Below are 23915 nucleotides of genomic sequence, written 5' to 3'. Positions count from 1 at the left end.
GGAGCATCAAAAATTTCAAACTCAAAGCTCGGACTATGAAATATTGTTCTCATGAAAAAAAAGCGCTACCTGTTTTGCACTTTCGCTTTGAGAATGATCAGAACTTACTATCAAAATGTACTTATCGACATCCTCCCTTAACTTCTCTAACTCAACTGGAAAGGCAGGCCCAACGAACACCTTAAACCTCAACCCCAAAACATCGAAACCGATGGTCTTTACATCACTATTCGAGATTAGCGCCGGCAACGACAAAATACCGTTCATCTCGACACAAGTATTAACATCAACAACCACAAAAAAATCTGACAATCGGCCGTTACCAGACAATAAAAAATCAACCACTTCATGCATTTGCCGATCTGAAATAGCACCTCTACAACTGGAAACACCGACATTGTCTTGTGGCCACATCACCGCGCGCCAAACAACACTTACAGCAAAATAATACAAAGCATCCACTAAACTTTCCGAAAGCTGGGCAGATGCATAAATTTTTCTTCTAGCGCTGAAAGATACAGGCACGAGCCCATTTGAAAATTTGAGCATCGGAAATCCAAAGTGAGTTCCCCAAGCCTTTGAAACTGAGGCCTCACCAAATCTCGAAAAAGCCCCTTCACAACTACCGCACAAAAAATCAGCTACAATTTGTTTATCTGTCCTCCCAAATCTCCCACCTAAAATATCTATACGCATTGGAGACCCTCCGCCATCAGAGGGATGATCACGAACCTGTTTATAAGCCGACTTGGGTAACAAGTGACTTCTCTTAATCACCCTGCTCTTGCCACATAGTCCACATTTGCCTGTTTTCAATCGCCACTCCCTAGTACTACTTTATAAAAACTTCAGAAGCACGACCACTTAAAAGCTAACGACGGACTGGACCTTTATGCTCATTTATTCGGTCAGCCATAGCTGTTATTCTCGGTCCATGTTGATCATAGACCTTACTTAAAACATACTCCAACATTTCCAAACCGTCTAACGCATCGCTATGTGAAAACATTTGATCGGCATGGCTTCCGCTATTACCAAGCCATTTGACCGCCTTTAGAAAATCCAAATATTTTGAATAATTCTCCGGAAGCAGGCTTAGTCTATTGCCAAGGGGAATATATTTCTCGCCTTCTCCCCTTAACGGAATCCCCCAATCTGTAAGCAAAACTTCGACAGCACACCTAATGCTATTACAGCAGGCTGAAGGGCTAGTAAAATATAGAGAGAACGCGCTATCAATCTGCTTCCGAAATTCGTCTGACACTTGATCCGGACAGTCAATAAGCTTTAAAAAAGGCTGAAAGTATCTGACTGTATGATAGGAAAACAAATCCCGACACGGTCGACCAGTTTCATCTTCATACTCATAAGACTTCGGCTTGCCGGACCCAACTAGAAACACCGCTTCATCGCAACCAGTGCAGCGCAACATTCCACTAAAAACAAAATCAGCATGATCCTCCCAGTCAAACCACTCTTCATCTTTATAAAGCTCAGTCTGAGCTGTGAATTCAGACTGCAATTCACCCTTTAGCTTCAACTGTCCGCGGCCACATGAAGGACAAGGATATTTGGGGACCTGATCCTCGCAGAAACTCACGTTTTCAAAAATTTCCCGTTCCAAGGATCGATCTCTTTTCGGTTTGTGGGTGTTTAGAAAAGCTACCTCAATAATTCAAAATTGACTAGATGAACGACTGACTAGCTAAGCCCCCACTTACCAAGTTATTTTCCGATCGAAACGAGTACCTCATTCACCCGTCGTTTTGCGTATTTCTCCTGCCTGTGAGCTAGCCTCTACGCCATCGGACTCCCTCGGAAGCTTCAGCCGTTTAATAGTGTTTACTGTTTCATCCTGTAAGCCACACTGCCTTGCGCCTTTGCCTACAGCTAGGCCAGAATCCGCCGGCTTGTGTGCCTTGGTCTCGAGATCTATCGTTTGCCGGTCGCTGACGAATCAGCGATCGGGTTTAGCGACCCGAACCTTTGTAGGCGCACCAGCGCTCCAAATTCTTTTTCGGATGCTTTGTCTGCGATCGAATTTATGGCGGCTGTGCGTGGGAGACTTTCGAGTCTGCCGGGCGCCTACACCCGGTTCGCTAACCTGCGTGCAGCCGCCACCCTTACTTGTTTAGCGACTGGTTTTGGTGGCTCCATTTACTGTAGGAGCTTCATTTATGTTCAAACCGACGCCGAACCCACCCGAAACTGATCCAACCTCGCCTTACGAAACTCTCGATTCCAAAAAGCTCAATGAGGCCGCCGAACGCGCACTGGATCACTACCTCAACCCAGAGGCCAACGGAGCAGACAACCCTTCACGCAAACCGAGCACGATTTACCACATAGCTCCCAACATCGGCACAGAAGAGCTGTTGGCGAATGCGTATGAAACCCTCGCCTCGGCGAAAGTCATGGCAAGTGATATTGCTGGCGACCTGCGAGCACCGCAGCGTCACGCGCTTCTTGGAATTGCCCAACTGATAATGCTGGCAGAGCTGGCAGTTGACCGGGCGTTGGATAATCTGGAACTGGCAGCCTATTCCGCTAACTGACTGAAACCGTCGCCCTCACCACAGCTTTTTTCAAGACTGGTTTCAAATGCTGAGTAGGTAGAGCACCGAAATGCAAAAGCAAAAGATCGCAGCTTTCAATGGCTGCGATCTTTTTTTCAGGAATAAACCGGCCAGGTATCGACGATCCTACCGCCACGCACCGCCAGCAAGTCGCCGAATTGCAGGAGGACGGCCTCGGTCTGGGTCGGCCGCAGAAAGACTTGATCCTCCACCGTCAGCCCCACGGCATTCGAACCATTGACCATCTCCTGATTCGAACTGCGGCCGTAAACGCCGTTGCTCTGCAGTCCGGGCGGCGATTCGAACTCGGCCATCCAGTTGCCGCCGTAGATGAAGAAGGTCTGGCGCTGGTTAGCGTCCCACCACGAAAACAGCCTGGATTTGTCGTCCAGCGCCGGAATGTTCACCGCGCCGGTGCTTTTCAGCACGGGGGTGGCGATGTAGGTCGCCGGCAGGTGGTCAACCAGTGACGGCAGGTCATAGTGAGTCGGTTTGAGCATCGCCGTGCCCACCGAAACCTCGGTGCTTAGTTTCTCGTTTTCGTGGATGCGATAGCTCGGGCTGCCGGCGGTGTTCAGGCACAAGTTGTCATGCCACAGCGCCGGAAACTGCTGCCGGGTGAAGTCCACGCAGCGCTGATAAATCAGCATGACCTTGGCGAACAGTTCCTCCGGGGAGCCGAGAATCCCCGGCACGCCCATGCCCACGAACGGGTCGTAGCCCATGAACCCGGCGAACTCCAGATGCTGCGGGTTGGCGCTGATCAGCGTGAGCATCTGCCCCAACACCTTCACATCACTGACCCCGCCGCGATGCAGGCCGACATCCAGTTCGATGTTGATGCGCATCCGAGTGCCGAGTCCCTGCGCCAACGCGAGGTATTGCTGCAAGCGCTCTGGTCCGTCGAGCAGCCATTGCAGTTGCTTCGACGGATCGAACGGGCCTTTGTGGCTCTGATAAAACAATTCGGCTGAACGCACCGGCAGTGGCTTGCCCAGCAATATATCGGACTGGGGAAACGTGACCGCATCGTGATTGAGAAACGGTTGATGAAACGACATCAAGCGCTGCGTCCCGGCCCGTTGCGCGATGTAGCGCAACAACCCCGGTGACGGTAGGGATTTTTCCACCAGCCGCAAGTGCTTGGCGCCGCGCCTGACTGATTGCATCACCACGTCGATGTTGTGGTCGAGGCGATCCAGGTCGATCAGCAGCACTGGACGCATCGGCCCGTTGTCTTTCAGCTCTTCGTTCAGCGCGCGGAAATACTCGCTGTACGGCCCGCCACGATCACCGGGTCGCAGCCAGGCGCCCACGCCCACTAATAAAGCCCCGACGCCCAGCGTGCCGAGGAGAAAATTGCGTCGATTGACCGCCATCAGCTCACCCCCAGAATCGACGACAGATGCGCGTTGAGAAACTTGCCGCTGGGGTCCAGCGCCTGACGCACCTCGACAAACTCGCGCCAGCGCGGGTACAGCGGCTGCAGGGTGCGCGCATTGAGCGTGTGCAACTTGCCCCAGTGCGGACGGCCGTTGTACTTCCAGAAAATCGGCTCGACCGCGGCGAAAAAGTTGTGGTGATCCATCTGGTAATGCTGGTGCACGGAGATCGAACAGCTGTCGCGGCCTTCGAACATGCTCAGCGGAATGTCGTCGGCCTTGACGTAGCGGTACTCGATGGGAAACCAGGTGCGCAGGTCCTTGTCCTGAATCAGCTTGAGGATTTCGCGCAAGCAGGCCGGGCCGTGCTCGGCGGGCACCGAATATTCCATCTCGTTGAAGCGCACGGTGCGCACGTTGGCGTAGATGTCGAACGAGTCGCCCACCCGGTCATCGAAACTCGCCAGATGGCGCAGGCTGTTGAGCAGCGTGCGGCGCAGCTCGGGGAAGTCGCTGCCGTATTTGTCGATCTTCTCGATCAGCGTCACGAATTCGTTGCCGCCCTCCTCTTCGGGCGGAATCGGCGGCGTGGCCGGGTCGTTGGTTTCGTTAAGGGCGATCGACAAGGCGTAGTCGGAATGGGTGACCACCAGCATTTCCCAGTGCTGGTTTTCCCGGGTGTTCTTGTCGAGGTCTTCGAGCAGTTCTTCGGTCTTGGCGATCCACTGGGTTTCCCGCAAGCGATAGGCCGGGCGGTTTTGCAGGCGGATTTTCGTCGCCACGCCGAGCGCGCCGAGCGACACGCGAGCGGCGTTGAACACTTCAGGGTGGCGCTGGCTGTCGCAGTCCAGCACCTCGCCGCTGGCCGTCACCAGTTGCATGCCGCAGACATGCGCCGAGTACGACTGAAAGGTCTTGCCGGTGCCATGGGTCGAGGTGGCAATCGCCCCGGCGAGAGTCTGGTAATCGATGTCGGCCATGTTCTGCAGGGCCTGACCGACATCCTTCAAGGGCACGCCCATGCGCGACATCGGCGTGCCGGCGGCGAACTCGGCCTGCAGGGTGTTCGGGTCGTGATCGAGCAGACCGGTGAAGTAACTCAGCGACAGCAGCGTGCCGTCAGTGGGCACCAGCGCGCTGAAGGAATGCGCCGAGCCGACCGGGCGGATCTTGCCTTGGGCCTGGCGAATCGCCGCGGTCAATTCATCAAGATTTTTCGGCGCCAGCCGCGCCGCCGGCAGGCAACTCTGCCCGCCCGACCAGTTGCGCCAGGGAATCAGGCGCGGTGCGCGCATCAACTGCCCCAGCGCGGGGTTGGCCGCCAGCGCACTGAACGCGCCGACGATGCTTGCCCGTTGCAACAACTGACGCCGTGTCAGATCCATGGTCATGCGCGCGCCCTTATTGTGGGAGGGGCTGGTCGGCCATGAAGCCGATCAGTTGCAGGAATTGTTCTTCCGAGCATTCGACGCACTGGCCCATCGGCGGCATGCCGTTGTAGCCGTTGATGGCGTGGTCGAGCAGCGTGTCGGCGCCCTGCTGAATGCGCGGCTCCCAGGCTTTGCGATCGCCGGTGAGCGGTGCGTTGGCGGCCGGGTTGGCATGGCACAGCTGGCAGCTGTTGGTGTAGATCTGCGCCAGTGCGGAGTCGGAAGGTGTGGCGTTGCGCGTGGTCGCTGGCGGTTGGGCTTTTTCGCCACAGCCGAACAACGTCAGGGACAGCGCCAGCAGTAAGGTGAATCGGATGGCCCGCATAACGATCCTCAAGGGTGGCATCGCTTATTGTTGTGATCCCACCTTAAGGCAGGCACGGCAGCGGGTTGAGGGCATTGCGGGACAACGAGGGGGGCAAACGGGGCCAGCCCATTGCCGTCTGTAGGAGCGGCCGCAGGCTGCGATCTTTTGACTTTGTTTTTCAAGAACAAGATCAAAAGATCGCAGCCTTCGGCAGCTCCTACAGGGATTGGACTGAGCATTGCCGCTCTGTTCCGGGGTTTGGCGTGACATTCGCGTGACATTCACGGGTTTAAATTTCAGCGTATTCAGGCGTATAACCTGTACAGACTTTTTGATCTGTATGCGGACATCAACACGGGGTAGCGACATGACCACAGCAAATATCCTTGGCAACCTGTTCCCTTCTGTCAGCGACATCCCGGAAAAATACCGTCTCGACGGTCAAGTCGAACAACGCGAATACCTCGTCGACGGCGAACTGCGGCGCTGGGACGGCCCGCTTGCCACCGTGCGCAGCCCTGTGTACCTGCACGGCGAAAACGGTGATGAACAAGTCATCCTCGGCAGCACGCCGCTGCTTGACGCCGACACCGCCCTTACCGCGCTCGATGCCGCCGTGCGTGCCTATGATCGCGGTCAGGGCCTGTGGCCAACCATGCGCGTGGCCGAGCGTATCCAGCACGTCGAAGCCTTCCTCGGCCGCATGCGCCAGCAGCGCGAAGCGGTGGTGAAGCTGCTGATGTGGGAGATCGGCAAGAACCTCAAGGACTCGGAAAAAGAGTTCGATCGCACCTGCGACTACATCGTCGACACCATCAACGCACTGAAAGAACTCGACCGCCGCTCCAGCCGTTTCGAACTGGAACAGGACACCCTCGGCCAGATCCGCCGCGTGCCGCTCGGCGTCGCGCTGTGCATGGGGCCTTATAACTATCCGCTGAACGAAACCTTCACCACGCTGATTCCGGCGCTGATCATGGGCAACACCGTGGTGTTCAAACCGGCCAAGCTCGGCGTGCTGCTGATCCGCCCGTTGCTCGAAGCGTTCCGCGACAGCTTCCCGACCGGCGTGATCAACGTGATCTACGGCAGCGGCCGCGAGACCGTCAGTGCGCTGATGGCCAGCGGCAAAATCGACATCTTCGCCTTCATCGGCACCAACAAGGCCGCCAGCGACCTGAAGAAGCTGCACCCGAAACCACACCGCTTGCGCGCCGCGCTGGGCCTGGATGCGAAGAACCCCGGCATCGTCCTGCCGGAAGTCGATCTGGATAACGCCGTCAGCGAAGCGGTGACCGGTTCGCTGTCGTTCAACGGCCAGCGCTGCACCGCGCTGAAGATCCTGTTTGTGCACGAGGAGGTGGTCGACGCCTTCATCGAAAAATTCAACGCCAGACTGGCCACCCTCAAGCCGGGCATGCCGTGGGACAGCGGCGTGGCACTGACGCCGTTGCCGGAGTCGGGCAAGGTCGACTACCTGCACGGTCTGGTGGCCGACGCGCAGACCAAGGGTGCGCAAGTGGTCAACCCGAACGGCGGCGAGAGTCGCGAGTCGTTCTTTTACCCGGCCGTGCTGTACCCGGTGACGCCGCAGATGCGCGTGTACAACGAGGAACAGTTTGGCCCGGTGGTGCCGATCGTGCCGTACCGTCATCTCGATACCGTGATCGACTACGTGCTGGAATCGGATTTCGGTCAGCAACTGAGCCTGTTCGGCACCAATCCGGTGGCGATTGGCCGACTGGTCGATACCTTTGCCAACCAGGTCGGACGGATCAACCTCAACGCCCAGTGCCAGCGCGGGCCGGACACCTACCCGTTCAACGGACGCAAGAACTCCGCCGAGGGTACGCTGTCGGTACACGATGCCTTGCGGGTATTTTCGATCCGCACGCTGGTGGCGACCAAGTTCCAGGACAGCAACAAGGATCTGATCAGCGAAATCATTCGCGGCCGCGATTCGAGCTTCCTGACCACCGACTACATCTTCTGACGAGGACCTTGCACTGAGTACATTCAGCTCCCACCGACTGCCACCGCTGCTGCGGCGAATCCTGCGTCCGTTACTGGACCCCTATCGCCGCTACCGGCACGCCCGGCTGATTCACGCGGTGCGGGTGGCGCTGGGTTTGCTGGCGACCATTCTGCTGACCACCGGCATCAACCTGCCCCACGGTGAGTGGGCGTCGGTGACGATGCGGGTGGTGATCGGCGGCCTGCAACACCACGGCAACATCGGCAAGAAAGCCGCCGAACGCGCCACCGGCACCCTGATCGGTGCCGGTGTCGGTCTGCTGCTGGTGGCGCAACAGGCGTGGCTGGGCCTACCGTGGCTGACGTACTTCGCCATGGCGGTGGTCTGCGGATTTTTCTCCTATCACGCGATCGGCAAGGGTGGTTACACCGCCCTGCTCTCGGCAATCACCGTGTTCATTGTCGCCGGGCATGGCGACAACCCCATTACCGACGGCTTGTGGCGCGGGGTCGACATCCTGATCGGCATCGCCCTGGCCCTAGCGTTTTCCTTCGCCCTGCCGTTGTACGCGGTGTATTCGTGGCGCTACAACCTGGCCGATGCCTTGCGCGACTGCGCCACGTTGTATGGGCGGATCATCAGCGGCCAACCGGTCAGCGCCGATGAACACCTGAAGCTCATGGCCCGGGTGACTACGGTGATGGTGCAACTGCGCTCGCTGATGCCATCGGTGTCCAAGGAAGTGAAGATTTCCATGACCGAACTGGATGCGATCCAGCGCAACCTGCGGATGTGCGTCAGCACCCTGGAAATCCTCGGTAACACCCGACCGGATGCAAACGATCCCGACGCCATGGCCCACCTGCAATCGGCGCTGCGGGCCGAGCACCGGGTGATCCGCGTGCAACTGATCGGCATGGCCCGGGCCTTGAAGACTGGTGCGGCACAACGTCTCGAGCGCCCGCTCGAACTGCCCGACGCCAGCCTCGACACACCGGTCTACAACACCCTCGACGGTTATCGTCTGTTGACCCGGCAACTGGCGGCCAACATCGGCGAACTGCGCCAGCGCCTGGCCGTGACCGCGCCGCGCTGGAACATCTGAGTTCTCGAAAAAACCCATGTAACAAAAACGACATCATCACTACAATGCGCCGCACAACGGATGTGACATGGACGCATAAATGCAATTCAGGAAGAGTATCAACGCCCTGCGGGCACTGGCCGTGCTATCGGTCGTGCTGTTTCATTTCAAGGTGCCCGGATTCGCAGGCGGATTTGTTGGCGTAGACGTGTTCTTCGTCATTTCCGGTTTCCTGATGACCGGCATCATCTTCAAGGGCGTGCAACAACAGAACTTTTCCCTCCTCGGCTTTTACGCCTCACGCGCGCGCCGCATCATTCCCGCCCTGCTGACCTTGTGCGTTGCGCTGTTGATATTCGGCTACCTGTACCTGCCACTGGACGACCTGCGCGAAACGATCCGCACAATCAAGAGCAGCCTGCTGTTCAGCTCGAACTTCAGCTTCGCCCAGAGTGGCAACTATTTTGCCGCCCCCCTGCATGAAAACTGGTTGCTGCACACCTGGTCGCTGTCGGTCGAGTGGCAGTTCTACATGCTCTATCCCGTGTTGATCATGGGCTTGTACAGGTTCTTCGGCGCCGACAGAACTCGCTTGGCACTGGTGGCCCTGGCATTGGTTTCACTTGCAGCATCCATCATCGTGACCCGCCTCAACCCGACGTTCGCGTTCTACATGCTGCCTACCCGCGCGTGGGAAATGATCGCGGGCGGGCTGGTGTTTCTCTTTCCCCTGCGGCTCGGCCAGCGCGGCGGTGCGATCTGCGAAGGACTTGGGTTGCTGGCGATTGCAGTCAGTGTGCAGGGCTTTTCCGAACAGGATCTATGGCCAGGTTATCTGGCTCTGGTGCCGGTGCTGGGGACGATGCTGGTGATTCACGGCAACACCCGGTCGCTGTTCAGCAGCCATTCCGCGCTGCAATTTATCGGGAGTATTTCCTACTCGGTGTACCTGTGGCATTGGCCGCTGGTGGTGTTGCTGTACCTGTGCGGGCTGTTGAGCAGTTGGCCACACGTGGTCGGCGCGATCATCGCGTCGTTCGCCCTCGGTGCCCTTTCTTTCTACTGGGTCGAATCGAAGGTGAAGAACGGTACCACCGCGACACGCACAGTGATCAAGTTCGCTGCGCTGACCGTGGGGGTGGTTGCCGTGTCGGCCACGATGTCTTCACTGGTCAAGCAACACCCCGATTGGCGCCCGGCACTGGTCGAATTCGGCCAGCCGGAATACACCAGCAAACTGTACCCCCAGGAGTGCTACCCCAATGCCTTCGCGGCCGCAGATTGCAAACTGGGCACAGGACAAGTGTCGGTGATTCTCTACGGCGACAGCCATGCGCAATCGACCGCAGCAGCGGTGCAGATGGAAAACCCTCAGGCGGCGTTGTCATGGTCGCGGGGCGGTTGCCCGACCCTTGCGCACTTTGCAATGCACGACAAGACCGTCGAAAGCCAGTGCCGGGGCTTCAATCAGGAAAAGCTGCAACAGCTGAAAACCGCATATGCCGGCGTCCCGGTGGTGCTGTTCAGCCGCGCGGCTTTGTACGCGGATTCGGGCCGGGAAAACAGCTATCGGATTTCCTTTCCCGAGCGGCAGGCCTCGTTTGCCGAGGCTTACACCGAAGAGTACGTCAGCACCGTTTGCTCGATCGCTGAAAACCATCCGGTCTATATCGTCAAGCCGATCCCGGAAATGCCGTTCAGCGTCTACAAGGGCTTGAACCTGAATCAGCGACTGTTTCGACAAACCACGGACATTTCCTTGCCGTTGCAGGCGTACGAAAAGCGCAACCGCGTCGCCATCGCAACCATTGAAGCCGCGGCCAGCCGCTGCAACGCAACGGTGATCGACCCGACGCCGTACCTGTGCCCCAACGGCCATTGCATGGGTTCAAGGAACGGCGTGCCGCTGTACTTTGATGACAATCATCTGGTGGATGCCGGCAACCAGCAGTTGAAAGGACTGTTCCGCGATCTGATCAAACCGATTTGAGCTGACGCCGGGTTTTCAGGCCCCAGCCTTGCTGCATCCCGGCAGCGGCCAGCAGGATCGCCGCCACGCCAAGCCATTGCAGCGGTTCCAGGCGATGGCCGAAGGCAAACCAGTCGACGAAGATCGCCGCAATCGGGTAGATGAAGGACAGCGCACCGGTCAGGGCCGTCGGCAGTTTCTGAATCGCGCCGTACAGCAGCACATACATCAGGCCGGTGTGAACGATGCCCAGCGTCACCAGGCTGGCCCATGCGCCGGTGGTGTGCGGCAGGCCGTTGAAGTGCGCGAACGGAGCGAGCAACAACACCCCGGTGCAGACCTGAATCAGCGCGATCAGATGCGGCGGCGTGCCGGTCAGGCGCTTGATGATCAGCGCCGCTATCGCGTAGAGCAACGCCGCACCCAACGCCAGCGCAATCCCCAGCAGATAGTCGCCACCGCTCTCGCCCTGCCCGCCATGGGCGCTGACGATCGCCAACATGCCGAGAAAGGAAATCGCCAGCCAGAACAGCTTCTGCAGGGTGATCTTCTCGCCGAGAAACAACGCCGCCAGGCCGACCAGCATGAACGGCTGCACGTTATAGACCGCGGTGCCGATGGCAATCGACGCCCGGGAGTACGAGGCGAACAACAACACCCAGTTGCCGACAATCGCGACGCCGCTGAGCACTGCCAACAGGAACGTGGTGCGGGTCAGAATGCCCGGGCGCAGGAAGCCGAACGCGGCACAGATCAGCAGCAAGGTGCCGGCGCCGAACACGCAACGCCAGAACACCACATCCAGCACCGGTTGCCCGGAGACCAATACGAACCAGCCGATGGTTCCGGAAATCAGCATGGCAGCGGTCATTTCGAATGAGCCGCGCCGGATTGTTTTGTCCATCATCGATCTTCCTTAGCGTTTGACGAAAGCGTGGCAAAAGTATGCCAAGCCGCCAGCGCACGCCTCCAGCGTAAAAAGCAGGCTAAACTGGATTTCTGCCTTCTTTATCGCGGGTGGTTTCCTTCAAATGCCTAATTCAGGAGTTGCCCCATGACCGACGATATCGACCAGATCCTCATCAGCGCCCTGATGGAAGACTCGCGCCGCTCGCTCAAGGCGTTGGCGCAGATCAGCGGCCTGTCGTCGCCCAGCGTGGCCGAGCGGTTACGCCGGCTGGAAGAGCGCGGCGTGCTCAAGGGCTATACGGTCGAAATCGATCCCAAATGCTTCGGCTATCAACTGCAGGCGATCGTCCGGGTGCGACCGCTGCCGGGGCAATTGCAGGAAGTGGAACGGCAGATCCTGTCGATCCCGGAGTTCACCGAGTGCGACAAGGTCACCGGCGAAGATTGTTTTGTCGCGCGCCTGCACGTGCGCTCGATGGAGCAACTGGACACCCTGCTCGACCGGCTCAATACACTGGCTGAAACCAACACCGCGATCGTCAAGAAAACCCCGGTCAAACGTCGATTGCCGCCGATGGCGTGAGTGCGTTTTGCGCGTATTCGGCGTAGATTGAGTTTTTTCCGACTAAGGATTGGCGGTGATGAAAATTCAGGCAGTGATGCTGATGGCATTGGTGCTCAGCGGGTGCGGCACGGTGCAGACCGTTTTGAGCAGTGACCAGAAGACCGCTGAACGTCTCAGGAACGAGAAAACCTACTGCGGTGCGGTACCGCGGATCTACAGTGGCGTGACATACGACTTCTGCCTGATGCATGCCGAACTGAAGGATGGCGTTGATGCGTTCGACTACAAGAACGCCAACCCCGGCGTGCTGATCGATGCCGCCGCATCCGGCGTACTCGACACCCTGTTGTTGCCCTACACCCTCTACAAGCAGCAGGCGGACGGCAGCATTGTGATCAACTGATCGCGCTTGTAATTTTCGCAGACAACAAAAAACCCGCCGAGGCGGGTTTTTCGTTATTTCACAACAGCGATCAGTCGTCGCGGCTCATGATGCCGAAGATCTGCAACAGGCTGATGAACAGGTTGTAGATCGATACATACAGGCTGATGGTCGCCATGATGTAGTTGCGCTCGCCACCGTGGATGATCGCGCTGGTCTGGAACAGGATGCACACCGACGAGAACAGTACGAAACCTGCGCTGATCGCCAGTTGCAGGCCGCTGATCTGGAAGAACATGCTCGCCAGCGTCGCACCCAGCAGCACGAAGAAACCCGCGGTGATGAAACCACCGAGGAAGCTCATGTCCTTGCGGGTGATCAGCACATAGGCCGACAGACCACCGAACACCAGCGCGGTCATCGCGAATGCCGAGCTGACCACTTCAGCGCCGCCCTGCATGCCCAGGTAACGGTTGAGGATCGGGCCAAGCAGGAAACCCATGAAACCGGTCAGCGCAAACGCGGACACCAGGCCCCAGGCCGAATCACGGAGTTTGTTGGTGAGGAAGAACAGCCCGTAGAAACCGATCAGCACCACGAAAATATTCGGGTAGCCGACACGCATCTGCTGGGCCACGAACGCCATCACACCGCTGAATGCGAGGGTGAGTGCGAGCAAGCCGTATGTGTTGCGCAGGACGCGGCTAACCTCTAGCTGCTCAGCCTGCACGCTGTTGTGAACTGCGTAATCCTGTTCGCGCATGGCGACACTCCTGTTGGTTTGAAACGTTCAGTCGCAAAGATCATAACAGACGCTCTGTAACAAGCCATGCACAGAGTTTGACAGTGTGTTTCATTCAGGTATTATGGCGCCCGCAACGCAACGGAGGTGTGGCCGAGTGGTTTAAGGCAACGGTCTTGAAAACCGTCGACTGTAACAGGTCCATGAGTTCGAATCCCATCGCCTCCGCCATCTTAAGTACGACAAAGCCCTGATTATTCAGGGCTTTGTCGTTTCTGGGGTTTGAGAAAATCTACGCCCCCACGGATGTGTTCCGTTACTTTCCCCGGCGTTCCGCCACCTGAAAAACTAATCCCCCCCTTCCCTAATCGTCAAGATCAACGAACACCATCTCACCCTCGAAGCCGCCATCATGGAACTGTCCAACTGGGTCGAGGATCGCGGGTCGGCAGATGTCGCTGAGAACGTCCGCGGCGCACTCTGGACGATCGACAGAAATCAGGAATTCATCAAGATGACGCTGGCGGTTTTGATGGCGCCCGAGTGACCGCTATCGGCCAATAGCGGACCCCCCTAGAAATGACCAACAGACAGTGAGTGGGCGATAGTCCGCCTATGGATGGAACGTCGGTGTCGACTGTGGTGTTAGCTCTCACCGTACCCTCACCACCGTGCTCTGACGTCCTAGTGATGGCGTTCCCTTGAAGGGAGGGCAATGCTGGTGCAGGAGGGCCTCAAAGCGTTGGTATTCCGAAACTAAAACGGCGCCGAACACTAGGCGTGCGCCCCTCAGTTCAGCGATGTTCGGCAGGCCGATATTACCGTTCCTGTGCCCTTGAACGTGGGCCTTGATTCGGCTAACTGGTGAGATGTCCTTGCCCCAGTAAACAGGGTACCAGCCAGGAAAGCCCGGCACTTGGGCTAGCCCGGTCCTGGGGGCTGCGGGCATGTGAGCCCAGATCCCGTACACGGCGGCCGCGGATTGCTGAATCGGGAACTCACCCCCAATTTCAATAGCGCCGTACAGGCAGTCGTGAACTTTGAGCCCGTGCTCTGCGGCGAATGATTTCAAGAACTTTGGGACGAGCGCGACTTCTGGCATGTGAAACCTAATCTTGAGTGATGGGTGGCCTTTGACGAGCTAAAGATACAGTTACTACAGCCGCTTTGGTATGGTCGGATTCGTACCCCCACTTGATGGTAATACTGGTAGGGTGATCACCAGGCGCACCGTAGGGAGTCTGTTTTCGCCGCCGGCTGCACTTGGCCGTTAGGAGCCCATCCTGACGGGCTGCTATGGATCGAAAGCAGTCTTTCGTAGCTGATGGCGTTCGCCCCATCGCGCCTTCTCAGACTAGGCAGATGCCTACCCTGTGAGATCAAAGGGGAGGGTCAGCATCGGGTCCATACACAGGCAACCGCCCCGGCTAGCACGTGGCAGTTCAATGTGCCACTGTAACGTCTACCTGTGGGCACCTGCATGATCATGCTAGCGCGACGTCACAGCTGTTCCGAAATGGGTACGCAATCAATCAAACAGGGAGTTAAAAGATACATGAAAGAACCGAGCGATCCACAATCATTGTTAGTAACGGTCCACGAGCCTTTGTCGCTTGATTGGAATGAGGACAGATTGATTATCGAAAAAGCCGCGGGACAGCCTACGACGGCTGATGGGTACTATAATCATGCGGCCGCAATTCAGGCGCTGTTCGATACACTTACTTGGGACACGTCAGCGCAGCCGCAACACCCACAGAGGATAGGTCTGCTGCGAGACGTACACGATGAGCTGTACCCCATCGCTCACTTCGCGAAACTGTACTTCACATCTCCAAAAAATGTCGTCATCCAGTGGATCGACGGTAATCAGCAGCACGATGCAACAGTTAAATACACGGGAGAGGGATCAAATCAGTCGGATATATGTTATCTCGAAGTCACTACACTTCAGGGTAAAGAAGATGCTGACCAACTTAAAGAACTTTCGAGGAATCCTGGCGTTGCAATTATGGTCAGCGAGACAGCCCAGGAGAAGCATGATAGAAAGATTGAGCAGCTAAAAATAATTCTGAAGAAAAAAGCAAAAATTGCTTATCCAGAAAAAACCGCTTTACTTGTTTATACCGACGAGGACCGATTTCGTCAGTTTTATTTTGGATTACAACCGCCTCAGATTGATAAAAAATCAGATTACGAAGCAGTGCTTCGTGATTTTGAGCCATCGTTGGGTAATTTTTCCCACGTTTTCATTTTCAGCAAGAGCGAAATCTACTGCGCTTTGATCTCGGATTCTGGAAGTAAATAGGGCCTCAGTTTCGCAGAGATTACCAATTCCTAAGACGGTCTTCCACTGACTGTGAGACCGTTCTCTTTCCGCCATTTTCGGCTACTACGAAGGGCGGCTTTTGGCCGTTTTCTGCCCTTCACGAACGGCACAGATCGGCCAGAAGCAGACATTCGTTATGTGTAATTACCTACCTATAGCCTCAGAAAACAGCCTCATCTGTGGATCGACAGCGGTGGGAGTCTTTTACAACTCACAAGCGACGCCATCGTCGTCGAAGTAGTAAATGTTTTCATGCTTGTAACCCCACTTACCGTCTCTGATTCGAATATGTGGCTCGAATGTGAAGCACGCCACCTCGCCCAGTTTTCGTTTGTTACCCGATTGAATGTAAAGCCTTTGATCACGCTGCTCGCAGATGCTGTGACCAACGTTGCCAAGAAAATCGAGATTTTCGAAACCGATATCGATTATTGACTCATTCGCCAACTCGAACAGTTCATTGAAAGTGGTTTCAGGACTGACCGCTTGTAGCATGAGGGCATGCAGACTGCGCTCTGCTTCATACCCACGAGTGAATTCATCTCCGAGCGGCACAGAACTACACACACCATCCTCGACATAGAATGAGCGTGCGCAATCGCCCCAAGCACTCCCTGATCGGGGGCTGAGGTCGACGGTCACAAGATTATTCAGACCAACTTTTTCGCTGCTTGGTTGATAGTCTCGACCTGACACAGAAATCGAACTGCGCGATCCGAGTAGTACGAATGCCGGACAGTCGTAATACCAGGTATCGGGAAACCCTGCTTTTGTCAATAAATCAGCCGCAATTCTCGCGATTGAAGACTCGGTCAAGTCCGGCTTTATTTGGTCAACAAGCTGCGCGAGGACGGATTTCGCTGCTGTCTGTACAAGTACGTTGCGTGGTGCTGGCATAAAGTGAAGCCTCTATCATCATCCTTGGTTGACGGAGCAGGCGTTTGAGCAAAACGGAACGTCAGCTAATGGCCGGTTCCTGCCCTTCGCGACCAGCTAAAATCGGCCGAAAGCGGCCATACACGAACGCTTATCAACAAAACGCGTAAATGCAGTTTAGTGGACGAGACTCAGTGCGTTTTTGGCCCGCTCACCAAAGTAATGCTTCAACTTCATCATATTTCTCAGCCACCTTGAGGAAGGGTTCCGCCCAACCACTGCTGAGGCTGACTTCTTGCAATGGACCGGTTGGAGCAAACAGGACTGCTAACTTTAGCCTTTCGGGTAACACGCCAGATTTCAGCGTACTGACCAAACCTAGCAACTCGCTTTTTGCCTGTTCTTCGTCCTCCCACCTTGACCAGCAGAAGTCATTGTCCGGAAGAGAGATAAGCTCAATGGCTGCTTCAAGAACATGGATGAGACTTTCAATAGGGAACTCCTGATTTAACTCTCCATGAATCAGCCGCTTTGTACGATCCAAACTCATAGGGTGACTGTCTCTTCCTGTTCGGGGCGGTTCATCGAGGCTGGCGCTTACAGGGATGGAGAAACAAGGGAGAAGATCCCCATTTCCGAACGTCTGCTATTGACCGATTGCTGCCTGCCAGAAGCGTCTTAAGTCTAATCCATCTCAAGCACCAGCACCCAACGGTTAAACGGAGCTGAGCCTGCCAAACCCAGCACGTCAAAAAAAACCCATCTCCGGGTCTTTACCGAAAAAGCCTGAACGGATTGCCCGGGGGTAACGCTTTGTGCGTTGCTGGTCAATATGACCTCACCGGACGTGCTTCCAATGTAAGGCGAATTTCCAGGGTCAAGCATACCGACTTGCAAAGTCCCGCAAGTGTCCGGGAGGTCCAAAGACAATGTTGCACCCGTTTCCAGGCGGCCCACGACCGTTCCATCAAACAAGACTGTCAGCGGAATAGCCTGGCCATAGGCGCTATCAAACAATCCTTTCTTCCGTTGAATCGTGATGTCCATGTGCTGTCCTTAAGGTGCTCACCACGCAAAGTCTAGGTGCATTTTCAAAACGCACCGCGAGAGCGCGGGCTGGAGTCTGAGACGCCCCTGATTTAGTAAGCAGATGGGGTGACCGCTTCAGGCCTAAAGCCGCCGTCCAAACACGCCGAATCCGACGACGGCAATTTGGGTCGTTATCCCTCTACCCCAACCTGCACTTCGATTTCAGTAATTCCAACCAGGCTGGCCTGTTCCAGAATCTCGTCAGCAGTCGAGTCCGCTGTCGGCATGATCAAGCTGTTCTCACCATCTCCGAAATGGAGCTGCAGCAGATGCATAGCGGCATCGTGAACGGCAAGCTCAGACTGCTTCAGTTCAAGATGGTGAGTACGGGGCTCTCCGTTGAACAGGTATTGGATCGTGTAGTTGCGCATTGATTACCCTCGAAGAATAGTGACCTGCAACTCTCCTGACTTATCAGTCAATTTTTAGTTCAAATAGACGGCTGACAAGATCAGCCGCTCAATCAATGCCGCACAGCTGAAGTTGTACCGGGTCACGGCAACGCAGATTTAATGATGCCGCTTTTCTGAGGCAGCTTGAGTCCATAGCGCGCAGCCCCTCATTGCCCTGAATCTTGAATGAAGGGGACAGTCAGGGAGAGCTCTGCGGTGTGGATTGAACAAATCGATCGGGTAGAAAAAATGAATTAGCGGCTTGCCCGCCCGGTCAAGAATTATGAACGCAGAAAATCTGACGAGGTGACAGCAATGACTATCCAAGCAGAGACACTCGTACAACTGACCGAAGCGCTCCAAGAGCGAGGCATGAACCTGGTTTCAGATGTTCACTTCACTCGCGCGCCATACCGGCAAAATCACCGCTGGATTTGCATCGTAGAGTGACCATGCTCATTGCCGGCGGCTCGGACCAAGACTCCACCGCCGGCCCCCTTCCCTGCTACGCCCTTTTCATACCTGAAGAAAATTTGAAATCGCAGCAGTGATATCTCAGTAGAAATTTACGGCTTAAACATCTCCATACGCAAACAGCCTCGTCAGTAATAATTGATGGTAAAAGTGGCGGTCGCATTGGCTGGACCGGCGGTGAGGCTGTCTTCGGTCTGGATGTAGCGGGCCTTCAGCGGGATGGTGTAACTGGCGCCCTCCACGGCACGCGGAGTTATGCCACTGGCGCGCAAAGTGGCCAGCGGTAATGGCGTGCCATGACTGTCGGCCACTTGCAGGCCGACGCCGGTAGCCGCCGGATCTTCACCGGGGGCGCTGGGGTTGAGGCTCATGATCCCGAGGTTGGGTGTGATTGCCGCACGGGTCGGATCCAGGCGAACCTGCAGCACGTTATTCTTGCGCGAGTCGAGGTTGTTGCTGCTGCCGTCGCTTAACCAGCGCGGACCGGTGCCTTGGTAATAGCCGTGGAACGCCGGGCAGTTGTTCAGGGCAATCGAGAAGTCCTTCCACGGCGTGAACGAGTTCTTGCCGGAAAATTCGTTGAGCCTGTACGTGCCCATCGGTACCGACACGTCGGGTGTCGAACAAGTGCGCGAAACGATGTTGATGCTGCCGGAGAAGTTGACGCGCTGAACTTCAACGCTATTGCTGCTGATCCGCGACTGAGCCATTGTCGGTAACGACGCGCCCTGAATGGTGCCCGGTGAGACGTCACCGATCTTGATCAACGACAAGTCGAATGCCAGCGGGGCTTGAATCGACACGATGCAATTGGCCGTCCCGTTACCGCAGTTCGTGGAGTTGAGCGATGAAGGAAAAGGAGTACCGCTGAACCACAATGCAACCCCAATACCCGGAACACCGGTTTGGTACACATGCCCGCCCCAAGGTGAACCAGCCCAACTGGACAATGGCAGCGGTGTGGTCGGAAGCCAGCGCCGGGTTTCTATATTGTAAATACCTGCATTACAGAGGATGCGCACGACCGTTGTCGCATTGAACGTCTGACGATAGATTTCCGCGCCCAGCGGAACATCCCGTCCAACGGTCAGATTGCCACCTAACAAAGGCTGCGTGCGGATCATGTTGGTGGTGCCGTCGGTGTAGTCACACTGAGCCATTGCCGCGCTCGCCATCAATGAAAGTACCGCCACCGCCAAACCGGACTTGATCAAACGCATTGTCTTCATAACTTGTACTCCTGGGCGCTGTTCACAGAAGCAACGCGATTATCTGTTTGAGCGACAGCGCACACTGCATCCACTTGCTGCAGTTGCTTGCCCGCGCTTTTCACCGACGGCAACGGCAATGCGCATTGCTGACCGGCCTGAGTGCCCCAACTGATCAACAGTCGGCGCGCGTTGTCCTTGACCCGGGCGTAGAGCTGCCCGCCCTGCCCGACCACCCCGACCGACACGCCACGGTCATCGACCACGCTGGCGCCGAATGGCAGGCTGCTGCCGTCGGCCAACGTGACGTTGAGCAGCAGCGCTTGACCGTTTTGCGTACCGTATTTGAGCGCCACCACTGCGCCGGCACGCGGCGCGACTTGCTGACTGGTTTCGCTCAACTCGACGTTCATGTCGGTGCCCAACGGATCGATCGCCACTTCGTTCAGCTCATAAGGACGCAAGTACGGCACCACCGCGTTGCCACGCTTATCGAGACGCAGGCCCGGGAAGCCCACCACCTTCGCGCCCTCGGCGCCTTCGGCGGTGATGACCGCCATGGTTTCGCCACGATACGGGGTCAGCGTCACGCCGTTCGGGTGCGCGACCACGCTGCCGCTGGCGTTCAGCGACAGGCTGTCGTAGCCCTCACCACGGCTGACGGTGGCGCCGACGATGGCTTTGGGGCCGATGTACTGACCATTGACCGAGGTGCTGTTGGTGCGAGTTGCGCCGTCATGGCCGGCCGTCACACCATAGTTGTACTGACGGTCTTCACCTGCGGTGCCGCTGAGCGTCGCTTGCTCGCTGTAAGTGCCATGGGTGTCACGCATGACCCGCGCCGACAGTTGCGGGCGATTGAGCGTGGAGCCGAACTCCAGCGGCATGCTCACAGTAAACAGCAAGCTGGTGTCCATCTCGCCCATGCCCATGCGCGCCCGGTTGGCGCTGACGCCATAACTGACCGAACCGTGCTGCTTGTTGTAACTGAACTGGTACTGCACATCGCGCCCCGGCAGGTTCCAGTAGTTTTGGGTGAAACCGTTGAAGGCCACCTGGCCCCAGTCGCCCATGCTTTGGTTGGCGGTCAGCGACAGACGACTGCGCGGGCGGCCGTAAAGGCTGGTGTCGAGGCCATTGCGCTCGGCATCGAGCAACTGCACGGCGTTGCTGAAATCCAGGTAGTTTTCCGTGGAAAAACGGGTGGCTGCCACGGCGAAGTTACTGCCGGTGCTGAGAATGTTTTTGCTGTAGCTCAAACGCGCACTCTGGCCACTGGCGGTGCCGCTCTTGAGGTCGGTCTGCGCATGAGTGACGTCCACCGCCATCGCCCCGACCGGCGTGCTGAAGGCCAGGCCACCGAGCGCTGCACGGTAGTCGTCGCTCAGTTGCGATCCACCGTAACCGGTGAAAATATTGTTCAGACCACGCTGATAGGTGCCCTGAAAAAGCTTCGCCTGGCTGTCGATATAGTTGTTGCGGGTTTCCCCGGCAGTCACGCTGAAACGCGAGGTCCCCGGACGCAGCAATTGCGCAGTCGAGGCAAACGGCACGATGAACGATTGCTCGCTGCCGTCGGCTTCGTAGACGGTCACGTCGAGGTCGCCGCCATAACCGGTCGAATACAGGTCATCGATCACGAAGGCGCCCGGCGCCACCGTGGTTTCATACAGCAGATTGCCGGCCTGACGCACGGCGACTCGCGCACTGGTACGAGCGATGCCGCGGATCACCGGCGCATAGCCGCGCTGGGATTCGGGCAGCATGCGATCGTCGGTACCCAGTTGCACACCGCGATAGGCCAAGGTGTCGAAAATCTCGCCGCTGGTGTTGGCTTCGCCCACCGTCAACTGACTCTTGAGCGAAGTGATATCGCGCTGGGCGTAGGTGTTGAGCGCCTGATAATTCTGACCGTTGGACTTGTCCCAACTCGCCGAACCGTTGTGGCGCAAACGCCAGTCACCGATGTTCAGCCCGGCATTCAGCCCCAAATAGGCCGAGTCGTAATTGCCGCTGTCGGTCTTGTTGTGGTTGGCGTTGAAGTTGTAGCTCAGCGTCCCCGCGGTCACGCCGCGATCCCATAACTCCGGGCTGACATAACCACGCGCGTCGCGGCGCAACGCAACCTGCGGAATGCTGATGTCGAGTTGCTGATTGGAGGGCGAAAACGTCGCACTCGCGCCTTCGATCAACTGCACGATATCCAGGCATGAGGCGCCGCTCTCAACGCTCGCCATGGCTTCAGCGGACAGGCGCCGAAAATCCACGCCGATCAATTCCAGTAAGCCACGGCTGAAGCACACCGTCGGGTGGCTGCCATCGGCTTGGGCATTGATGCGGATGTCCTGACGCGTCATCAGCTTACCGTTGACCGCGATGTCGGCACGGTATTCGCCGGGCAACACCGGGTTGCCCTGCTGATAAGCCGCCAGATCGAGGCTGCGCGAATCCTCAGGCAGAAACGCGTCGTTGAACTGCACGTCTTCAGCCCATGCCTGGGTGGCGAACGCACCTGATACGCCGGCCAGCGTCTGGAGAACCAGAACGGTCAGCCGATTCAGGGCAAAGCGAGGTCGAGCCTGCGGGCATGCGCCCAGGCATGGAAGAGTCTTCATAGGTTACTCGTGCGGTGCGCTAAAAACGTTCGCGGGAAAGTCAGGGCTTGAGCGGTTGCTTTAATGGCACCAGAGCGCCGTAGTCATTGATGGCGTTGAACTCGACCTGCGCCGCAGCACCGGGCATCGACTTGAGTGTGGGCAAGGCAAATGTCTTGGTTTCACCCGGACCGACCATGCCGTTCTCGCTCTCGAAACGTTGCGCACCCACTGTCAGGGCCAGTTCGACCTGGGACAGGTGGAACGCGCTCGGATTGAATGCCTGCAAGGCAAATCCCTTGTCCGCCGGCACGACTTTCCATTGCACCTGCTGCATCGCCTCGTTGGGATTACCTGGCAGACCGTCGGGGCGATAGAAAATCTTGATCCGTGAACGGAAAGCCATTTGCAGCATGTTCAGATCCGTCGGGCCTTCGGCCTTCGGCGGGATCTCCAGCACGTTGAGCCAGAACACCGACTCCTTGTTGGTTGGTAACGCTGCGCCGGTGAACATCAGGCGCAGGCTTTGGCCCTTGCTCGGGTCAATACGCGACACCGGCGGCGACAGCACAAACGGCGACTTGGAGCTGGTAGGACTCGACTGGATATCACCGCTGTCGACCCACGACTGCACCAGCACGGGACGCGCGCCGTTGTTGTTCAATTTGACGGTGACTTCTTTCTGACTCGCCGGGTACACCAGACGCGTCCCGGTGATCACCACACCGGCCTTGGCTTGCGCATGCATCAGCATGCACAGCAGCAACACTGCACTGACTCGAAACAGACTTGCGTAACGCATGACGCACCTCTTTTGCCGCACTCGGACGCGCCCTTCCCCCTGGTTCAGGGCACGTCAGAGGGCTATCGGCTTACTGGTAGTCGACGTTGTAGGTCACGGAGCTGACCACGGTGCCCGGCGTGGTTGCGCCAGTGGCGATGTATTGCACGGCATACGGCATGTTGGCCGCGCCAGTGCCATCGATGGTGTTGCGCGTGGTTTTGGTGATCTGGTTGGTGTTACCCGCCTGAATCACTGCGCCGCCCTGCTGGTCAACCAGTTGCAGTTGCACGTTGTTTGCGGTGCCGGTCATGTTGTTCAGGTTGCCGCTGACCGGATCAACGGTCGAACCGGCGTTGAAGAACGCTGCCGCGGTCGTCGCGGTACCGACGCAGCTGCTCAACTGGATGTTGAAACCGGTCTGGCCTTCAACTTGCCCAGCGGTCGTCAGCAGACCCGTGGAGATGGTTGGCAGGGTCACGGTTGCGACAGCCGGTGAAACCACGCCGTCAACGGAGATGGTGCAGGTCTGGTTGACCAGCTCGCCATTGAAATTGATGGTGCCGTCAGCGGCGTTGGCGAACTGAGCGCCAGAGGCGGCAATCAGCACAGCGATAGCGAGAGCTTTGCGATTCATGGGACAACTCCAAAAGTAAGATACGAACCCGTCGCGTAAGTCTGGATGGTTGTCCGGCGCGGAATGCGTCGTGATTTACAAGCCATCTGCCTGGGCGACGAGACAATCCTGGTCGTTTGGAGAGAGGATTCCCGTAGGCGCTTTCCCACCGATTTGTAGGAAATTTCACACCACGGGAGGCGCAGAAGGATCGAGGGCTATAGAAAAATTGCCT

The 23915-nt window shown here is 57.0% G+C and carries 23 protein-coding genes and 1 tRNA gene; 9 read left to right on the top strand and 15 right to left on the bottom strand.

The genetic code is table 11. The features are described from left to right. Nucleotides 1–33: 33 nt before the first annotated feature. Together J5M57_RS07765 and J5M57_RS07760 are read right to left on the bottom strand one after the other, a co-directional pair. Nucleotides 34–816 carry a hypothetical protein gene (locus J5M57_RS07765; RefSeq protein ID WP_207849504.1) on the bottom strand — a complete coding sequence of 261 codons (783 nt, stop codon included), beginning with the start codon at nucleotides 814–816 and terminating at the stop codon, nucleotides 34–36. A 55-nt stretch (nucleotides 817–871) separates the two neighbouring features. Then, complete coding sequence (locus J5M57_RS07760; RefSeq protein ID WP_207849505.1) at nucleotides 872–1624, bottom strand: DUF4145 domain-containing protein; 753 nt, start codon at nucleotides 1622–1624, stop codon at nucleotides 872–874. Between the two features lie 553 nt (nucleotides 1625–2177). Here J5M57_RS07760 and J5M57_RS07755 point away from each other — a divergent pair. Next, entirely contained in the window at nucleotides 2178–2555 is a 378-nt protein-coding gene (locus tag J5M57_RS07755) for a DUF6124 family protein (protein WP_207849506.1), read from the top strand. Nucleotides 2556–2671: 116 nt separating this feature from the next. Here the strand turns inward: J5M57_RS07755 and J5M57_RS07750 are convergent, their stop codons facing one another. From J5M57_RS07750 to J5M57_RS07740, 3 genes are all read right to left on the bottom strand, one after another. Then, nucleotides 2672–3880: a DSD1 family PLP-dependent enzyme gene (locus J5M57_RS07750; protein ID WP_207849559.1), complete on the bottom strand. Its 1209-nt coding sequence runs from the start codon at nucleotides 3878–3880 to the stop codon at nucleotides 2672–2674. 74 nt (nucleotides 3881–3954) lie between these two features. Beyond that, nucleotides 3955–5283: a D-arabinono-1,4-lactone oxidase gene (locus J5M57_RS07745; protein ID WP_207849560.1), complete on the bottom strand. Its 1329-nt coding sequence runs from the start codon at nucleotides 5281–5283 to the stop codon at nucleotides 3955–3957. 76 nt (nucleotides 5284–5359) lie between these two features. Further along, nucleotides 5360–5713, bottom strand: coding sequence for a c-type cytochrome (locus tag J5M57_RS07740; RefSeq protein ID WP_207849507.1), 354 nt, complete (start codon nucleotides 5711–5713; stop codon nucleotides 5360–5362). A gap of 349 nt (nucleotides 5714–6062) precedes the next feature. Here J5M57_RS07740 and J5M57_RS07735 point away from each other — a divergent pair, with 349 nt between their 5' ends. The 3 genes from J5M57_RS07735 (at nucleotide 6063) to J5M57_RS07725 (ending at nucleotide 10744) form a co-directional block, all read left to right on the top strand. Beyond that, nucleotides 6063–7688: an NADP-dependent glyceraldehyde-3-phosphate dehydrogenase gene (locus J5M57_RS07735; protein ID WP_207849508.1), complete on the top strand. Its 1626-nt coding sequence runs from the start codon at nucleotides 6063–6065 to the stop codon at nucleotides 7686–7688. Between the two features lie 46 nt (nucleotides 7689–7734). Then, on the top strand, nucleotides 7735–8775 hold the full coding sequence (locus tag J5M57_RS07730) for an FUSC family protein (RefSeq protein ID WP_207849561.1): 1041 nt from the start codon (nucleotides 7735–7737) through the stop codon (nucleotides 8773–8775). Between the two features lie 79 nt (nucleotides 8776–8854). After that, nucleotides 8855–10744, top strand: a complete 1890-nt coding sequence (locus tag J5M57_RS07725) for an acyltransferase family protein (RefSeq protein ID WP_207849509.1) — start codon at nucleotides 8855–8857, stop codon at nucleotides 10742–10744. Here J5M57_RS07725 and J5M57_RS07720 read toward each other — a convergent pair. Next, nucleotides 10731–11627 (bottom strand): DMT family transporter, encoded by an 897-nt coding sequence (locus tag J5M57_RS07720; protein WP_207849510.1) that lies wholly within the window; start codon nucleotides 11625–11627, stop codon nucleotides 10731–10733. The genes J5M57_RS07725 and J5M57_RS07720 overlap by 14 nt on opposite strands. 150 nt (nucleotides 11628–11777) lie before the next feature. Between J5M57_RS07720 and J5M57_RS07715 the strand changes: the two genes are divergently transcribed. Beyond that, a complete protein-coding gene (locus tag J5M57_RS07715) occupies nucleotides 11778–12215 on the top strand; it encodes an Lrp/AsnC family transcriptional regulator (protein WP_207849511.1) in 438 nt (145 codons plus the stop codon). Between the two features lie 58 nt (nucleotides 12216–12273). Next, nucleotides 12274–12600 (top strand): YceK/YidQ family lipoprotein, encoded by a 327-nt coding sequence (locus J5M57_RS07710; protein ID WP_207849512.1) that lies wholly within the window; start codon nucleotides 12274–12276, stop codon nucleotides 12598–12600. 70 nt (nucleotides 12601–12670) lie between these two features. On the opposite strand, the gene J5M57_RS07705 is transcribed toward J5M57_RS07710, so the two are convergent. Then, nucleotides 12671–13342 (bottom strand): Bax inhibitor-1/YccA family protein, encoded by a 672-nt coding sequence (locus J5M57_RS07705; RefSeq protein ID WP_027613775.1) that lies wholly within the window; start codon nucleotides 13340–13342, stop codon nucleotides 12671–12673. Nucleotides 13343–13464: 122 nt separating this feature from the next. Between J5M57_RS07705 and J5M57_RS07700 the strand changes: the two genes are divergently transcribed. The 3 genes from J5M57_RS07700 (at nucleotide 13465) to J5M57_RS07690 (ending at nucleotide 15629) form a co-directional block, all read left to right on the top strand. Beyond that, nucleotides 13465–13552: transfer RNA gene (locus J5M57_RS07700), tRNA-Ser, on the top strand. 136 nt (nucleotides 13553–13688) lie between these two features. Beyond that, nucleotides 13689–13868: a hypothetical protein gene (locus J5M57_RS07695; RefSeq protein ID WP_207849562.1), complete on the top strand. Its 180-nt coding sequence runs from the start codon at nucleotides 13689–13691 to the stop codon at nucleotides 13866–13868. A 1008-nt stretch (nucleotides 13869–14876) separates the two neighbouring features. After that, nucleotides 14877–15629, top strand: a complete 753-nt coding sequence (locus J5M57_RS07690) for a hypothetical protein (protein ID WP_207849513.1) — start codon at nucleotides 14877–14879, stop codon at nucleotides 15627–15629. A gap of 225 nt (nucleotides 15630–15854) precedes the next feature. Here the strand turns inward: J5M57_RS07690 and J5M57_RS07685 are convergent, their stop codons facing one another. The 8 genes from J5M57_RS07685 to J5M57_RS07650 all read right to left on the bottom strand — a co-directional run bounded on the left by J5M57_RS07685 (nucleotide 15855) and on the right by J5M57_RS07650 (nucleotide 23701). Next, nucleotides 15855–16547: a M24 family metallopeptidase gene (locus J5M57_RS07685; protein WP_207849514.1), complete on the bottom strand. Its 693-nt coding sequence runs from the start codon at nucleotides 16545–16547 to the stop codon at nucleotides 15855–15857. 190 nt (nucleotides 16548–16737) lie between these two features. Beyond that, a complete protein-coding gene (locus J5M57_RS07680; protein WP_083369258.1) occupies nucleotides 16738–17076 on the bottom strand; it encodes a hypothetical protein in 339 nt (112 codons plus the stop codon). A 134-nt stretch (nucleotides 17077–17210) separates the two neighbouring features. Further along, the gene (locus J5M57_RS07675; protein ID WP_169841865.1) at nucleotides 17211–17573 is read right to left on the bottom strand and encodes a hypothetical protein; all 363 of its coding nucleotides are present in this window, start codon (nucleotides 17571–17573) and stop codon (nucleotides 17211–17213) included. A 173-nt stretch (nucleotides 17574–17746) separates the two neighbouring features. Beyond that, complete coding sequence (locus J5M57_RS07670; RefSeq protein ID WP_083369260.1) at nucleotides 17747–17986, bottom strand: hypothetical protein; 240 nt, start codon at nucleotides 17984–17986, stop codon at nucleotides 17747–17749. Nucleotides 17987–18609: 623 nt separating this feature from the next. After that, the gene (locus tag J5M57_RS07665) at nucleotides 18610–19710 is read right to left on the bottom strand and encodes a fimbrial protein (protein ID WP_083369261.1); all 1101 of its coding nucleotides are present in this window, start codon (nucleotides 19708–19710) and stop codon (nucleotides 18610–18612) included. Then, nucleotides 19707–22304, bottom strand: a complete 2598-nt coding sequence (locus J5M57_RS07660) for a fimbria/pilus outer membrane usher protein (RefSeq protein WP_207849515.1) — start codon at nucleotides 22302–22304, stop codon at nucleotides 19707–19709. The genes J5M57_RS07665 and J5M57_RS07660 overlap by 4 nt, the downstream gene beginning before the upstream one ends. Nucleotides 22305–22344: 40 nt before the next feature. After that, nucleotides 22345–23085, bottom strand: coding sequence for a fimbria/pilus periplasmic chaperone (locus J5M57_RS07655; protein ID WP_207849516.1), 741 nt, complete (start codon nucleotides 23083–23085; stop codon nucleotides 22345–22347). Between the two features lie 70 nt (nucleotides 23086–23155). Next, a complete protein-coding gene (locus J5M57_RS07650; RefSeq protein WP_207849517.1) occupies nucleotides 23156–23701 on the bottom strand; it encodes a fimbrial protein in 546 nt (181 codons plus the stop codon). Between the last annotated feature and the right edge of the window lie 214 nt (nucleotides 23702–23915).

The sequence above is a fragment of the Pseudomonas sp. 86_A genome, from assembly GCF_017491705.1.
GTDB classification, from domain to species: domain Bacteria; phylum Pseudomonadota; class Gammaproteobacteria; order Pseudomonadales; family Pseudomonadaceae; genus Aquipseudomonas; species Aquipseudomonas koreensis.
This window is presented reverse-complemented; position numbering and strand designations above follow the sequence as displayed.

Coding starts and splice junctions, on each gene's coding strand:
- J5M57_RS07725 (WP_207849509.1), top strand. CDS start 8,855: ATGCAATTCAGGAAGAGTATCAACGCCCTGCGGGCACTGGCCGTGCTA.
- J5M57_RS07680 (WP_083369258.1), bottom strand. CDS start 17,076: ATGAGTTTGGATCGTACAAAGCGGCTGATTCATGGAGAGTTAAATCAG.
- J5M57_RS07705 (WP_027613775.1), bottom strand. CDS start 13,342: ATGCGCGAACAGGATTACGCAGTTCACAACAGCGTGCAGGCTGAGCAG.
- J5M57_RS07660 (WP_207849515.1), bottom strand. CDS start 22,304: ATGAAGACTCTTCCATGCCTGGGCGCATGCCCGCAGGCTCGACCTCGC.
- J5M57_RS07715 (WP_207849511.1), top strand. CDS start 11,778: ATGACCGACGATATCGACCAGATCCTCATCAGCGCCCTGATGGAAGAC.
- J5M57_RS07670 (WP_083369260.1), bottom strand. CDS start 17,986: ATGCGCAACTACACGATCCAATACCTGTTCAACGGAGAGCCCCGTACT.
- J5M57_RS07685 (WP_207849514.1), bottom strand. CDS start 16,547: ATGCCAGCACCACGCAACGTACTTGTACAGACAGCAGCGAAATCCGTC.
- J5M57_RS07755 (WP_207849506.1), top strand. CDS start 2,178: ATGTTCAAACCGACGCCGAACCCACCCGAAACTGATCCAACCTCGCCT.
- J5M57_RS07740 (WP_207849507.1), bottom strand. CDS start 5,713: ATGCGGGCCATCCGATTCACCTTACTGCTGGCGCTGTCCCTGACGTTG.
- J5M57_RS07650 (WP_207849517.1), bottom strand. CDS start 23,701: ATGAATCGCAAAGCTCTCGCTATCGCTGTGCTGATTGCCGCCTCTGGC.
- J5M57_RS07690 (WP_207849513.1), top strand. CDS start 14,877: ATGAAAGAACCGAGCGATCCACAATCATTGTTAGTAACGGTCCACGAG.
- J5M57_RS07710 (WP_207849512.1), top strand. CDS start 12,274: ATGAAAATTCAGGCAGTGATGCTGATGGCATTGGTGCTCAGCGGGTGC.
- J5M57_RS07735 (WP_207849508.1), top strand. CDS start 6,063: ATGACCACAGCAAATATCCTTGGCAACCTGTTCCCTTCTGTCAGCGAC.
- J5M57_RS07665 (WP_083369261.1), bottom strand. CDS start 19,710: ATGAAGACAATGCGTTTGATCAAGTCCGGTTTGGCGGTGGCGGTACTT.
- J5M57_RS07655 (WP_207849516.1), bottom strand. CDS start 23,085: ATGCGTTACGCAAGTCTGTTTCGAGTCAGTGCAGTGTTGCTGCTGTGC.
- J5M57_RS07675 (WP_169841865.1), bottom strand. CDS start 17,573: ATGGACATCACGATTCAACGGAAGAAAGGATTGTTTGATAGCGCCTAT.
- J5M57_RS07720 (WP_207849510.1), bottom strand. CDS start 11,627: ATGGACAAAACAATCCGGCGCGGCTCATTCGAAATGACCGCTGCCATG.